Raw genomic sequence first — 13,579 nt, 5'->3', positions numbered from 1 at the left:
CTCTAAACTTATGAGGTGCTCCATCATTTGATAAAAGCAACTTATTGTATTATACGGCGAAATTTACACTTTGCATTATTTATTTAATTGTTTGGTAAAACTGCAGTAGGATTAATAGGTTTGCCGTCTAAACGCACCTGAAACTCAAGCATGGTGCGGGTTGTACCAGTCGACCCCATTTCTGCAATTTTTTGACCAGCCGTTACATTTTGGCCACTTTTTACGTTCAATTTACTGTTATGTGCATAAGCCGTGATATAGCCATTGATATGCTTTACCAACACCAGATTGCCATATTCTTTCAGACCATCAGCGGCATACACCACCTGCCCGTCTGCTGCGGCAAATACCGGATCGCCGACATTGCCACTATAGCGGGTGCCCTTGATATTAGAAGCTAAATTGTATTGCTGAAGAATCGCGCCATTCGATGGTTTTACCCAACGTAAACCTGCTGCCGTAGATACTGGCGTTACCGGTGCAGATGTACTGACACGTGGTGTGGTTTGTACTGTCGTTGCTGGCGTAACCGGTGCCGGTGTAGGCACTGCAATTGTTTGACGCTGGATTGGCGCTGCCTGAGTCATAGCCTGAGTACTGGTGCTACGGCGCGCAGTATTGCTTTTCAGGCGGATCGATTGTCCGACATAAATCCGGTAAGGTGCACTGATGTCATTCATCTCTGCAACACTGATATAGTTCAGTCCATAACGTGCTGCAATCCCACTCAATGTATCTCCTGAACGCACCGTATAGAAATCAGGAGCTGTTGCATAACGCGTTGCATTATTCACCTGGGGTTTGGTGGCACAACCGGTAATTACTCCTGTAGAAATAACAACGGTCGATAAAACGAGGGTTTTAATCAGGGTTGCAGGCGAAGCTACGACACATTTCGGTAACACCAAGAACATTATCTTCCTCTCTAATGCTATACGGTTGCAAAATTCCGTTAAGATTAGCAAAGTTTTACGGCAATATACTTGCAATCGCGAGTTTTTCACAAAGTTATAACACTAAGGACGCATTTTCTGCCAATTGTGTTTGTAAATTCCGCAGACTCTCATAATTGGTAGCATCCATCTGAATCGGGGTAATACTGACATAGCCATTGGCGACCGCAGAGAAGTCCGAATCAATTTCGTTAAATCCTGGCTTAGGGTCTGCGACTGCTTCTCCTGAGAGTCCAATCCAGAATACCTGACGACCACGCGGATCTATATGACTCGTCACCGGTTTAGACTGACGGCGGCGACTTTGATATGTCACTTTTTCACCCTGCAATTCAGTTACATCTGGAATATTGATATTAAAAATATGTCGCTCAGGCAGAATAGGCAAACCACGAGCAATAAAATCATGCACCCATTCGGCGGCCAACTGATAATCCTGAGGCTGCTGATAGCCACGTACATTCGGCCCACTCAGTGATACGGCAATCGCAGGATGTTTAGTTAAACGACCTTCAAAGGCCGCCCCGACTGTACCGGAATACAAGATATCATCTCCCAGATTTGCGCCGCTATTTATCCCGCTAACCACCAGGTCAAATTCAAAATCAAATAGCCCGTTCATAGCCAAGTAAACGCAATCTGCCGGCGTCCCATTAACCGCCCAGACATCAGGAGAAATCTGGATTGGGCGTAAAGGGCGGTCCAAAGTTAAGGCACTAGAAAAGCCACTGCGTTCACTTTCCGGTGCCACAATCACCACTCGCCCCAAAGGCTTTAGCGCTTGCGCCAAAGCCTGAATACCGGGTGCAAACACCCCATCATCATTTGAAACTAAAATATTCACTAAAAAATCTCGTTACGCTAAAAAATGACTGACTAGGACATTTCATTGTATTAGTGCAGGAATTATATATATTTATTGCTCGACATCCATCTTTATAATATGTGGCTCAAGATGATTAAAAAATTCTCTTTATTTAGCGCTCTCACTTTAAGCTTGGCAGCATTTATTTCCCCTTCAGTCATGGCAAACGATCTGACTGTTGAAGAAAACAATACCATTGTAAAAGAAGATATTGCATCAGCACAGGTTATGGCTGAAGTTTGCCCGGCAATCATTGGTCAAAATCCAAAATTTAACAGCACCGTTGAACAATTGATCCAGTCTTATCTTGCAGACTACTCAGATAAAGGCATGAGCTATCAAAAGCTACAGGCAGACAGTGAATATAAATCTTTACTTGAAGAAGCACGTCAGGGTGCAAAGCAAACCAGCTCAGACGAGCAGGAAACTGTCTGTGAAGAAATGCTGAACTACCAAGGCTAAGCCAGCTAAATTTTCAAATAAGACGGTGTAAACATCGTCTTATTTTCTCTTACAGATTTATTCATAATTCTACAGCTTCGCTACATTTTCCCACTTTTCAATTTCAAAAATAAGTTTAAGCTAGGCAAATTATTGTTCTAAATCCATTTTTTGAGTTTTCAATGAAAAATCCAATATTCCAAGCTTTAACATTCTGCGCAATTTCTGCCGCCACTCTTTTGGGAACTTCTGCATTTGCAGCCGATGAAAACATTAATGTTACCCCAACTCAGCAAGTGACCAAACAGGAACTGGCAGCCATTTATGTTCTTTCAGAAATCTGTCCAAGCATGGTCAAAGACAAGTCACAGTTTAATCAGGGTTATACCAAGCTGGTGACTGAGTATATGCCGGGCCAGCGTAATCCGGTTGAAAGCTTAAACCAGATGGCTAAACAGAACGATTTCCGCAATATTCTGGCCGAAGCACAATCGGATGCCAAGAAAGCCGGCAAGAAAAAAAATCAGGTGATTTGTAATGAATTAACCACCTATAACAATTAAGCTGCTTTTCTGCCGATAACTTACAATACTTTTGAAATAAGACCGGGTTTCCCATAGAAGTCAGCCTAGCTTTGTCCTAAAATGCTAGGCTCTTCGTGCTTACATCAAGATATAGGAACCCACTAGAAATGACCCAAAAAACTGCCCTTGCTGCATTATTATTAGTTCCTAGTTTTAGCTTTGCAGCAACTGTCCTATCTGCACCACCAGAATTGAATAATAAATCCTACGTGCTAATGGACTACGAGACAGGGCAACTTCTCGCTTCAAAAAATGAAAATGAAAAATTAGCCCCTGCTTCAATGACCAAGATGATGACCAGTTACATCATCGAACAAAAACTATTGAGCGGTGAACTCACTGAAGATGAACAAGTGCGCATGAACGAGTCAGCATGGTGTCGCGGCAGTAGCGCGGAATCATGTATGTATGTACCTTTAAATGGTACGGCAACTGCACTTGAAATGCTTCGCGGGATTATTATTCAATCAGGGAATGATGCATCGAAAGCCATGGCTGAACATATTGCAGGGAACGAGGGTACCTTTGCACATATGATGAACCAAGAAGCTAAACGTATTGGCATGACCAATACCAGCTTTATCAATTCAACCGGTATGCCGGCTGAAGGTCATTATTCAACTGCCAAAGATATGGCAACGCTGGCACAACACATCATTAAAGACAGTTCTAAGTATTATCCGATTTATGCGGAAAAAGAATTTACCTTTAATGGCATCAAACAAGGTAACCGTAATGCCCTGCTATATACTGACCCGAGTGTAGATGGTTTAAAAACTGGCCATACTGATGAAGCTGGTTATTGTTTGACCACCTCTTCAAAACGTGGACCTACACGTTTGATTTCAGTGATTTTTGGTGCACCAACCATGCAGGAACGTGCGACACAAACACGTGAATTGTTGGCTTGGGGTTATGCAAACTTCGAAACCAAAAATGTTCAACCTGCCAAACAGGTACTTGCCAAAGCCAAAGTTTGGTTTGGTAAGGAAGATGAGGTTCAGATCGGTCTTGCGGAAAACTTTAACGTGACCATGCCAAAAGGTCAGGCTAATGCGATTAAAACCCAGCTGGTGGTTCAACCTAAACTGACTGCACCTTTACAGCCTGGTCAGGTCGTAGGTAAATACGTAGCGACTCTGGATGGTAAAGTAATTTCAGAAAAACCATTGGTGGCTTTAAACGCGGTTGAAGAAGCTGGTTTCTTCGCACGTATGCTCGACCACATTAAACAGTTCTTCTCAAACTTGTTCTAAGTTTAAATAAACTGTTTTAGTCCCGGACTAAGACCAAAGCACTCATTCAGATGGGTGCTTTTTATTTTATACTATGTACATGATCCTTAAACTTTTAATGAGCAGATCACCATGAGCCAAAACATTCGTTCTTATTTAGACACGACTCCAGAAATTGATAAATCGTGTTATATCGATCCGATGGGAATCGTGGTCGGCGATGTGGTCTTGGCTGAAAATGTTTCTGTCTGGCCTTTTGCCGTGATTCGTGGTGATGTTAATTCAATCCGGATTGGTAAAAATTCGAATGTTCAGGATCATGCCATGTTGCATGTCAGTCATAAAAAAGCCGATAAACCGAATGGTTCGCCTTTGATCATTGGTGAAGATGTCACGATTGGCCATCATGTGACATTGCATGGTTGTACGATTGGTAATCGTGTACTAATTGGGATTAACAGCATTATTCTGGATGATGTCATCATTCTGAATGATGTGATGATTGGTGCAGGTACGCTAGTTCCACCGGGTAAAGTTTTGGAAAGTGGCTGGCTCTATGTTGGTAGCCCGGCAAAAAAAGCACGTCCGCTCACTGAAAAAGAAATGGCATTCTTGTCTTATTCTGCGCAGAATTATGTGAAAGTCTCTCGAAATTATCTTGGGTAAATCAAAATAAACAGATCTCTTTATTTTAATCCTTTGGTTTAATTCTTGCTTTAAAACAAGCATAACTCGAAGGATTAAAATGTTTATTGCGGTTTACCGTTTCAAAATTAAACCAGCGACAAAGGAAGCTTTCATTCAGGCATGGAAAACTCATATGGAGGGCATTTATCTGGTTTTAGGTTCTCTCGGCTCTCGCCTGCATAAAGAAGAAAAGACTGGTGATTATATTGGTTATGCTCAATGACCAAACAAAACACATTGAGAAAATGCCGACTTTAACCACCTCAATTCAGAAGAATATTTAAAGTATAAAAAAGCAGGTGAAGTGATGTGTAAGACTATTATTTCAAGCGATACTATTTTGGAATTAGATGTCGAAGCAAATTATTTACAATCAAGAACGTTTCTTTTTGAATAATTTTTAAAGAGAGGCATATTTTAATTCTACTTATCAGACATGAACATGATAAAAAATATTTCTAAAGTGTTTACTGCCTATATTATTTAATATGACGAATTTAAAAAAATCAAATGGATCAATACGTAATATGTTGAGGCTATTTGTTCCTACATTTATGTCTGTGATAATTGAGTTAATATAAACATTTAAAAAATTATTAATTTACTAGCTTCTTTTAATATAAGGCCAGTATTAGAGTCTTTTCATGCTTTTTACAGGATAAATTCCGGGAAATTTCAAAAATGGAATAAATCCTCTCTCCAAGTAACATCTCAACTTAATATCTAAATACTTGTTCAAACATAGGGACTAAAAATTTATTGCCATATTCACTCAAATGGTCATCATCATAATACAAAGGACGAGCATTTTTTGAACCATAACAATATTCTGTATCACATAAATAAGGCAGAGGATTCAAGATTTTCACTCCACAGCGCTGAGCTGCTTCATCCTGAGCATCCCAAACAATTTTATGCCGTTTATGATATTCAGAAAGTGAAAGCTTCATATCTTCCACAGCACCATGTATAACCAGCTTATGCGAAATGGTCTTGGGAATATCTATTCCGAACTCTGGTATTGGTCGCATTAAATAAACCGGTCGGTCTTTTGCCAAACGACATGCTGTATCAACTAAAACTTGGGAAAATTCCTTTATAAACTGCCTATCCTCATTATAAAGATATTTTTTACTGAAGTAGACTGGTGCTAGTTTAGACCGTTCCGATTGGTCAGGCTCATTCACACCTTTTACATACTCTGAAGTACGACTGACCAAAACTAGCGGAATATTAGGATATTTTTTTAATTCTTCATTTGCCCATTGATTTAGAAGATCACATGAATCCGCACTGTACTCTTTATGATCTATATATCGAATGCCATCCAGTGTAGGACAGCTATCCATAAACCAGGAAATCACACCTGAGTTAAAGTGAGAGGCTGCTGTACCCAAAGAACTTGCTATTGCTGATGCATGACTATCCCCCATTAAAATTGCTAAAATTTTTTCTTTTCCGTACACACAACTCGGCGACCCTATTTTGTCATGAGAGGCATTACACTCTTCACGCCTAGGATCTATATCCCATGTTTCTGCAGCAGCAATCTCTACAATTTTAGGTAATCGAATTTCTTCAAATGGAAGTAGTTTGGCACTGATCGCGATTGCAGATAAACTCGCAAGCAAACCAAAACTAAAGATGACTAGAGCTTGTCTGGAAAGACGAAATTTCGTTAAAAATTGGCGTGAGGGTATTTCAACCAGTAAATAGGAAAGATGCCCCAGTATCAGACTAAGCACCAAACCAAATAGTATCCAGTTTAAATCATCTTGCACACTACCAAAATACAAGCCAACCACAACCGGCCAATGCCACAAGTAAATCGAATATGAACGATCTCCCAACCATTGTGCAACAGGGTGCGTGGTTAACATGGAGTCTTCCTGTTGTGACAATATAACCAGTACTGTACCCAGTACTGGTAACGCCGCCCAAGCAGAAGGCCAAACTAACCCCTTATGAATGATCAACATGGCCAATAACAATAAAAAACATCCCGCTACAAAGTACACCTTGGCAAATCTTTGTAATTGTGGAAATTCTTTCGCAGCTAAATAAACCAACCCACCAGCAACGAACTCCCAGCCTCGAACAGGCAATAAATAAAAGGAAGCTACGGGTTTCGAATGAGATATCGCGATGCTTAAAAGGAGAGATCCCAGAAATGCAAAACATAATCCGTATAATAAGGTACGGCGTTCCGATTTAATTTTTGTCAGTAGTAACAAGTAAATAGGTAATAATAGATAAAATTGAAACTCAATACCCAATGTCCATGTATGTAATAACCACTTTTCATGAGCAGTGCCATCAAAGTAATTAGAAGTACGCCAGTAATAAAGATTAGAGTTAAAAGACAGAGCACTACTCGATTGCGTACCCAAAAACATATAGTCAGGTAAGGGTAACCAAAACCACCCTAAAACCAGCAAAATAATAATAAGTATCATCAGGGCAGGAAAAATCCGTCTTATCCGTGCCATATAAAAATCAAATAATTTGAAGCTGTTTTTTTCAAGACTGCTGCAAATGATTGCTGTCATCAGGAATCCTGAAATGACAAAAAATATATCTACACCCAAAAAGCCTGCATTAAACCCTGGAACTTTGAAGTGAAAAAACAAGACCATTAATACCGCATAGGCACGCAGTCCATTGATATCTAATCGAAAACCAATATTTGAATTTGGCGGTGTCATCATGTCAACCTGCTCAAAATATTTTTTTAATGTTGGGTTTATAAGTTTATTTTTTGATGCATGATGAAGAAAACTTTGCATTAAATCAGAATGCAGTTAAAAAATTAGACAATACTAGAAGGTTTATAATATCTCTTAACTTTTTAATTATATTCGGTTATTTTTCTTCTTTTTTAAAAATTGATTGATATTTACTCAACCTTCTTATCTTCAAACTTGTCTTGTTTGAAGTCAATAGGCTAGACACATAACTCTATAAAAATATTTGTAGGCATCATTCAGAATACTTTTAAGACCAACATCATCACTTATCTAGCTAATTTAGGCTTTTTCGTCGTGCTATAAAGGGTATAACTATCTGATATATCAACTTTCAGTTATAGTCCTCATTACTTTAAATAATTGTTTTGGAAATCAAGCTTCTGATCCCCATCAGCATTTCTCCAAGTCCTGAAAAAATATTAACAGCCCCGCTATACTATTTTTATGTGCGTTTTCCCAGTTCTAAAATGATCACTTCAGCATTTATTTTCTCTGTAATTCATTAACCCCAAATACCATGATTATCATTGGTTGATTATTCATTAATGCATTAAGTCGCTTAAAGAAACCTGCTCTCAACATAGCCACACACCCTAAAATTTTATACAATAGTGCATCCTTTTCCATGGTGCTGCTTTATGACTGCTTGGACTGCTCATGTCACTGTCGCAACTGTCGTTGAAAAAGACGGAAAATTACTGTTTGTAGAAGAACATACAGAAGGTGTGACACACACGGTATTTAATCAGCCTGCGGGTCATATCGAATGTGGCGAAACTATTATTGAAGCTGCCATTCGCGAAACCATGGAAGAAACCGGACATACAGTGAGTATTGAATCACTGCTAGGTATTTATACTTATACCCCACCGATGTTCCCGGATCGGACATATTTTCGTTTCTGCTTTTTAGCCAAATCCATTGACTATGACCCCAATGCCACTTTAGATACAGATATTGTCGGCGCGGTCTGGATGACGCTCGATGAACTGATTGAATCTGCTCGTGCACGTAGTCCATTAGTGATTAAAGCCGTACAAGATGCACTTTCAGGTCAAAAATACCCTTTATCGCTCATTTACGAGCACCAAAATTCTCCCTTAATTTCAAATTTGGATGCCTAATCCTATGCAACAACGTGTCATCGTCGGTATGTCAGGTGGTGTAGATTCATCTGTTTCTGCTGCCCTTTTACTTCAACAAGGTTATCAGGTTGAAGGTCTTTTCATGAAAAACTGGGAAGAAGATGACGGCACAGAATATTGCACGGCGATGGATGACCTTGCCGATGCTCAGGCCGTTTGCGACAAAATCGGAATTAAGCTGCATACTGCGAACTTTGCCATGGAATATTGGGATCGCGTATTCGAGCATTTCCTGGCGGAATATGCGGCTGGCCGTACGCCAAACCCAGACATTTTATGTAATAAAGAAATTAAATTCCGTGCCTTCTTAGATCACGCGATTAACCTAGGTGCAGACTTTATTGCAACAGGTCATTATTGCCGTCGTGGTGAAACCATGACCAATTCACGTGGTGAAGAATATGCACCGCTACTGCGTGGTGTAGACAATAACAAAGACCAGACCTATTTCCTGCATGCGGTTCATGGTCGTGAAATTAACAAGACCCTGTTCCCTGTTGGTGAAATTGAAAAGCCACAAGTCCGTAAAATTGCAGAAGAATTAGATCTGGTCACGGCCAAGAAAAAAGACTCGACTGGCATCTGTTTCATTGGTGAACGTCGATTTAATGACTTCTTGAAGCAATATTTACCTGCTCAACCCGGAAAAATCGTACTGGAAGACGGTAAAGAGGTTGGTGATCATCACGGCTTAATGTACTATACGCTCGGTCAACGCGGTGGTATTGGTATTGGCGGTATGAAAGGCGTCGCTGAAGGCGCCTGGTTCGTATTGCATAAAGATATCGAAGGCAATCGTCTGGTGGTCGGCCAAGGCCATGAACACCCACTGATGCAAAGCACCATACTTTGGAGTGAGGCGATTGACTGGGTGGCAGGTGAGCAAGATATTCCTGAAACAGGTTTCCGCTGTACAGCCAAAACCCGTTACCGTCAGACTGATCAAGCATGTACTGTGTATCAAGATTCAGAATCACCGAATGGTGTTCGTGTTGAGTTTGATGAACCTCAACGTGCAGTGACCCCAGGTCAAAGCGTGGTGTTCTATTCAGGTGAAGTTTGTTTAGGAGGTGGTGTGATTCATCATACCAATGCACCTAAACCTGATTTTATAAAAGGATGAATTCGGCATGACGGAGTTACCATTTCAACCAGCCACAACGTTGAATACTCGTCAAAATCGTGCTTTGGCATTAGCGGGTGTGTTTCAGGCCACCCAGCTAACCCATATGACTGCATTGACGGGGCAGCAAAGTATTGGTGAAAGTGGTAACTTTTATTTTGAACAGTTGATTAGAGCCAGTCTTAATATCCGTCCCGGCAGCAATCAGAATGCCCAGACACTCGACTTTTTTAATCAGCTGGCCGATATTTCCTTAGGTTTAAAAACATTAGAAAGCAGCATTATTCAACCCTTCAATACTTCACCCAAATCCAGAATTCCAAAACTTTCCAGCACTAAACTTCCCATGAGCTATGCGATGGCACTTCTTCAGTTAGAAAAGAAGGTCTATAGCAACCCCAAATTTGTTGAAATTATTGAACAGTCTCAACAGAAAATTCTCAGACAGCTCTCCTTCTTCGATAATAATTACCTGCACCCCAGCATCATTGCCAACCTTGCTCAAACCTATGTCGATACGGCCGGACAGATTAATCCGCGTATTATGGTACGTGGCAATGCCGAAGCCTTTAAAGATGCCGGACACACCAACCGCATTCGTGCGTCCTTATTTACCGGTTTGCAAATGGCGCATCTGTGGCGTCAGCTCGGTGGCAGCTCTTGGGGTATGGTATTTGGCAAACGCAAGTTGCTACAAGATATTCAGAATCTAGCGCGTTTACAGTTTCAGGTGGTTTAACTGATGCTGCACGTGTTTTGTTTTACGTTTAATTCCAAAATCTAAGGAATCGATATGAACGCTTTAACTGCACTTTCTCCATTAGATGGACGTTACGCGAGCAAATGTGATGCTCTACGTCCCTTTCTTTCTGAGTTTGGTTTAATCCATGCTCGTGTGACTGTTGAAGTGCGTTGGTTACAAGCGCTTGCAAACCACCCGGAAATTACTGAAGTACCGGCGTTTTCAGGCGAAACTAATGCAGCGCTTGATGCGATTGTGAGCGATTTTTCTGAAGATGATGCCAATCGCATCAAAGAGATCGAACGCACCACTAACCACGACGTTAAAGCGGTTGAGTATTTCCTGAAAGAAAAAATCGCTGGTATCGAAGAACTTAAAAATGCCGGTGAATTCATTCACTTTGCATGTACGTCTGAAGATATTAACAATCTGTCACATGCCTTGATGCTGAAAAGCGGTCGTGATGTACTAGTTGCATCTATGCAGCAAATCATTGATTCAATCGTTGCGCTTTCTGAAAAGCATGCAGACCAGCCAATGTTGTCTCGTACTCATGGTCAAACTGCAAGCCCGACGACTTTGGGTAAAGAAATGGCAAACGTGGCTTACCGTCTTGCACGTCAAATCAAACAGTTTAAAAATGTTGAGCTACTGGGCAAAATCAATGGTGCAGTCGGTAACTACAATGCGCACTACTCTGCTTACCCAGACATCAACTGGCCTGCGCATTCACGAGCATTTGTAGAGTCTCTGGGTCTAGACTTCAACCCGTACACCACTCAAATCGAGCCACACGATTATATGGCTGAATTGTTTGATGCGCTGCGTCGTTTCAACACTATTCTGATCGATTTTAACCGTGATGTTTGGGGCTATATCTCTCTTGGTTTCTTCAAGCAAAAACTGAAAGAAGGCGAAGTTGGTTCTTCAACCATGCCGCACAAAGTTAACCCGATCGACTTTGAAAACTCTGAAGGTAACTTGGGTATTGCAAATGCTGTACTTGCACACCTTGGTGAAAAACTGCCAATTTCTCGTTGGCAGCGTGACCTGACTGACTCTACTGTGCTTCGTAACATGGGTGTTGGTTTTGCGCAAAGCTTAATTGCTTTTGAAGCTTGCTCTAAAGGTATTGGTAAACTTGAGTTGAATGCTGCGCGTATCAATGAAGATTTAGACAATGCGCAAGAAGTATTGGCTGAGCCTATTCAAACTGTAATGCGTCGTTACAACGTTGAAAAACCGTACGAAAAATTAAAAGCCCTGACTCGTGGTCAAGCCATGACTCGCGACATGATGGTAGATTTCGTAAACGGTAACGAGTTAGAAGCTGTTCCTGCTGCTGACCGTGCGCGTTTAGCGGAAATGACCCCTGCATCATATACAGGTAATGCTGCTGACCAGGCCAAACAAGTGGCTGAGCTGATTAAAAAAATCTAATTTGCAATAAGACGAAAAGGCGAAGCTCAGGCTTCGCCTTTTTATTTATAATGTGTTTTATTTTAAAAAAGATATTTCATAATAACGACATGATTGATCATCGACTTTCCGCCAAACATTATCTGAGCTTGGGCATTTTAATTCTGGCGATTTTGCTTGCCAGTATTCGTCCTTTAGAACTGGAAGCTTATCTCTTGCATCAGGCAGGCACAGTTTTCATGATCATCATGCTGCTCATCTGCCTGTATAAAATCGGCCTGAATTTTTTAAGTTTTAATTTATATATTCTTTTTTTGATTGTTCATGTGATTGCTGCGCACTATCTGTATTCTTATGTGCCTTATAACCAATGGATCGAGCAGATTTTTGGCTTTAATCTGAATGAAGTGATGCACTGGTCACGCAATATGTTCGACCGATTTGTCCATCTGGCCTACGGATTATTACTTTATCCAATTTTCCATCGCCTGTTTCAGGTCTGGTTACCACAGCAAAAACCCGTGGTCATTTTCCTGCTGGTGATTCAGTTTGTGGTGGCCAGCAGTATGATCTATGAGTGGCTGGAATGGCTGATTGCGATTGGTTTATCTCCTGAAGAAGCTGAAAACTATAATGGACAACAAGGTGATATGTGGGATGCGCACAAAGACATCTTGCTTGCTACGATTGGCGCGGCGATAATAGGCGGGCTGCAATTGATACCGAAAAATCAAAAAAGCTCATCGAAGTGAGCTTTTAAAATCACAATCTAATAGCTGAATTAAAGTTTTGGATCACGCATTTAATTACATTCATATCTTCAATTATGAATGTGGGCAATATCGCATCCAATCATCCTTCATTTTTTGCAGTTCATTCCCCGTCAACATCTCACTGTAATAAATGAAATAGGTTGCATCAGGATATTGAATCTCATGACGGAGCATTATGCCACGCAGTGACACAGATAACTCCTCAGGAAAATCATCCTCTAAATAAAGTTCTTCAAATTCATAATTAAAATAACAATTTTGCGTCGCAAGAAATGCTTCAGCTATAGCCATGTTTCTGCTCTAACAATAAAATATGCTTTATTTTATCTGATTAGTTTCAGTGATGGTTTACATTTCATTCGGTTCAATCCATTGAACAAACTTAGATTCTGACAAATGTGGATATTTGAACTTATCTAGATATTCAAAGCAGGCCTTTTGGCCTTGAGGGATTTTATCCAGATGCTTATCGAAGAATAAATGCCGACTATATTGAGCGCCATCAAAGCGAATACTCACACGTTCAAATTCGTTACCACCTCGAACTTTATGCATCTGATAAAACTGCACAACGCCACATTCTTTCGATGGAATAACAGGTGGATCATTGGGCTTTAGAAAGCTATACAGCAGAAAGATACAAACGCCGGGTAGAAAACTCAGCCAAAACAAAACCTTCTTAGAATTATCCTGAGTTAATTTTGCTTCAGAATAAAGCATACATAACATCGGAATAAATACGATACTAAAAAACCCAAGCAACAAAATAAACGTGAGCATATGAGCCTAGACTCAATCAGAGTACTCCACTTATATCACAACAATATGATTTCAAAAAATAAAAAAGCCCACCGAAGTGAGCTTT

General features: G+C 40.5%; 15 protein-coding genes. 10 read left to right on the top strand and 5 right to left on the bottom strand.

Annotation, left to right across the window (positions count from 1 at the left end):
- Nucleotides 1-83 precede the first annotated feature (83 nt).
- Both ACP7AK_RS00490 and surE read right to left on the bottom strand, forming a co-directional pair.
- Entirely contained in the window at nucleotides 84-914 is an 831-nt protein-coding gene (locus ACP7AK_RS00490) for a peptidoglycan DD-metalloendopeptidase family protein (RefSeq protein WP_425877990.1), read from the bottom strand.
- 94 nt (nucleotides 915-1,008) lie between these two features.
- Nucleotides 1,009-1,797 (bottom strand): 5'/3'-nucleotidase SurE, encoded by a 789-nt coding sequence (surE, locus tag ACP7AK_RS00485; RefSeq protein ID WP_005246800.1) that lies wholly within the window; start codon nucleotides 1,795-1,797, stop codon nucleotides 1,009-1,011.
- Nucleotides 1,798-1,908: 111 nt separating this feature from the next.
- Between surE and ACP7AK_RS00480 the strand changes: the two genes are divergently transcribed.
- From ACP7AK_RS00480 to ACP7AK_RS00460, 5 genes are all read left to right on the top strand, one after another.
- Complete coding sequence (locus ACP7AK_RS00480; RefSeq protein ID WP_425877988.1) at nucleotides 1,909-2,280, top strand: MCR_0457 family protein; 372 nt, start codon at nucleotides 1,909-1,911, stop codon at nucleotides 2,278-2,280.
- A 161-nt stretch (nucleotides 2,281-2,441) separates the two neighbouring features.
- The gene (locus tag ACP7AK_RS00475) at nucleotides 2,442-2,822 is read left to right on the top strand and encodes an MCR_0457 family protein (protein WP_005104587.1); all 381 of its coding nucleotides are present in this window, start codon (nucleotides 2,442-2,444) and stop codon (nucleotides 2,820-2,822) included.
- Between the two features lie 128 nt (nucleotides 2,823-2,950).
- Nucleotides 2,951-4,099 carry a D-alanyl-D-alanine carboxypeptidase PBP5/6 gene (gene dacC / locus ACP7AK_RS00470; protein ID WP_004646537.1) on the top strand — a complete coding sequence of 383 codons (1,149 nt, stop codon included), beginning with the start codon at nucleotides 2,951-2,953 and terminating at the stop codon, nucleotides 4,097-4,099.
- Nucleotides 4,100-4,210: 111 nt separating this feature from the next.
- Nucleotides 4,211-4,744: a gamma carbonic anhydrase family protein gene (locus tag ACP7AK_RS00465; protein ID WP_425877985.1), complete on the top strand. Its 534-nt coding sequence runs from the start codon at nucleotides 4,211-4,213 to the stop codon at nucleotides 4,742-4,744.
- Between the two features lie 79 nt (nucleotides 4,745-4,823).
- Nucleotides 4,824-4,988: a hypothetical protein gene (locus tag ACP7AK_RS00460; protein WP_247144156.1), complete on the top strand. Its 165-nt coding sequence runs from the start codon at nucleotides 4,824-4,826 to the stop codon at nucleotides 4,986-4,988.
- A gap of 493 nt (nucleotides 4,989-5,481) precedes the next feature.
- Here ACP7AK_RS00460 and ACP7AK_RS00455 read toward each other — a convergent pair whose 3' ends face one another.
- Nucleotides 5,482-7,551 (bottom strand): acyltransferase family protein, encoded by a 2,070-nt coding sequence (locus tag ACP7AK_RS00455; RefSeq protein WP_314103935.1) that lies wholly within the window; start codon nucleotides 7,549-7,551, stop codon nucleotides 5,482-5,484.
- Nucleotides 7,552-8,150: 599 nt separating this feature from the next.
- Here ACP7AK_RS00455 and ACP7AK_RS00450 point away from each other — a divergent pair.
- The 5 genes from ACP7AK_RS00450 to ACP7AK_RS00430 all read left to right on the top strand — a co-directional run bounded on the left by ACP7AK_RS00450 (nucleotide 8,151) and on the right by ACP7AK_RS00430 (nucleotide 12,693).
- Nucleotides 8,151-8,636 carry an NUDIX hydrolase gene (locus ACP7AK_RS00450; protein ID WP_425877983.1) on the top strand — a complete coding sequence of 162 codons (486 nt, stop codon included), beginning with the start codon at nucleotides 8,151-8,153 and terminating at the stop codon, nucleotides 8,634-8,636.
- A 4-nt stretch (nucleotides 8,637-8,640) separates the two neighbouring features.
- Nucleotides 8,641-9,780: a tRNA 2-thiouridine(34) synthase MnmA gene (gene mnmA / locus ACP7AK_RS00445; RefSeq protein WP_071851917.1), complete on the top strand. Its 1,140-nt coding sequence runs from the start codon at nucleotides 8,641-8,643 to the stop codon at nucleotides 9,778-9,780.
- 7 nt (nucleotides 9,781-9,787) lie between these two features.
- Entirely contained in the window at nucleotides 9,788-10,519 is a 732-nt protein-coding gene (gene hflD / locus ACP7AK_RS00440) for a high frequency lysogenization protein HflD (RefSeq protein ID WP_005107369.1), read from the top strand.
- A gap of 54 nt (nucleotides 10,520-10,573) precedes the next feature.
- Complete coding sequence (gene purB / locus ACP7AK_RS00435; RefSeq protein ID WP_425877980.1) at nucleotides 10,574-11,962, top strand: adenylosuccinate lyase; 1,389 nt, start codon at nucleotides 10,574-10,576, stop codon at nucleotides 11,960-11,962.
- 89 nt (nucleotides 11,963-12,051) lie between these two features.
- Nucleotides 12,052-12,693, top strand: coding sequence for a DUF2238 domain-containing protein (locus ACP7AK_RS00430; RefSeq protein ID WP_425877978.1), 642 nt, complete (start codon nucleotides 12,052-12,054; stop codon nucleotides 12,691-12,693).
- Between the two features lie 72 nt (nucleotides 12,694-12,765).
- Here the strand turns inward: ACP7AK_RS00430 and ACP7AK_RS00425 are convergent, their stop codons facing one another.
- On the bottom strand, nucleotides 12,766-13,005 hold the full coding sequence (locus ACP7AK_RS00425; RefSeq protein WP_425877977.1) for a hypothetical protein: 240 nt from the start codon (nucleotides 13,003-13,005) through the stop codon (nucleotides 12,766-12,768).
- A 57-nt stretch (nucleotides 13,006-13,062) separates the two neighbouring features.
- Complete coding sequence (locus ACP7AK_RS00420; protein ID WP_004279718.1) at nucleotides 13,063-13,494, bottom strand: hypothetical protein; 432 nt, start codon at nucleotides 13,492-13,494, stop codon at nucleotides 13,063-13,065.
- Nucleotides 13,495-13,579: the final 85 nt, after the last annotated feature.

This window comes from Acinetobacter sp. TWP2-2-3 (assembly GCF_049896445.1).
GTDB lineage: Bacteria > Pseudomonadota > Gammaproteobacteria > Pseudomonadales > Moraxellaceae > Acinetobacter.
Note: the sequence above shows the minus strand (reverse complement) of the source record. Positions and strands in the feature narration are given on the sequence as shown.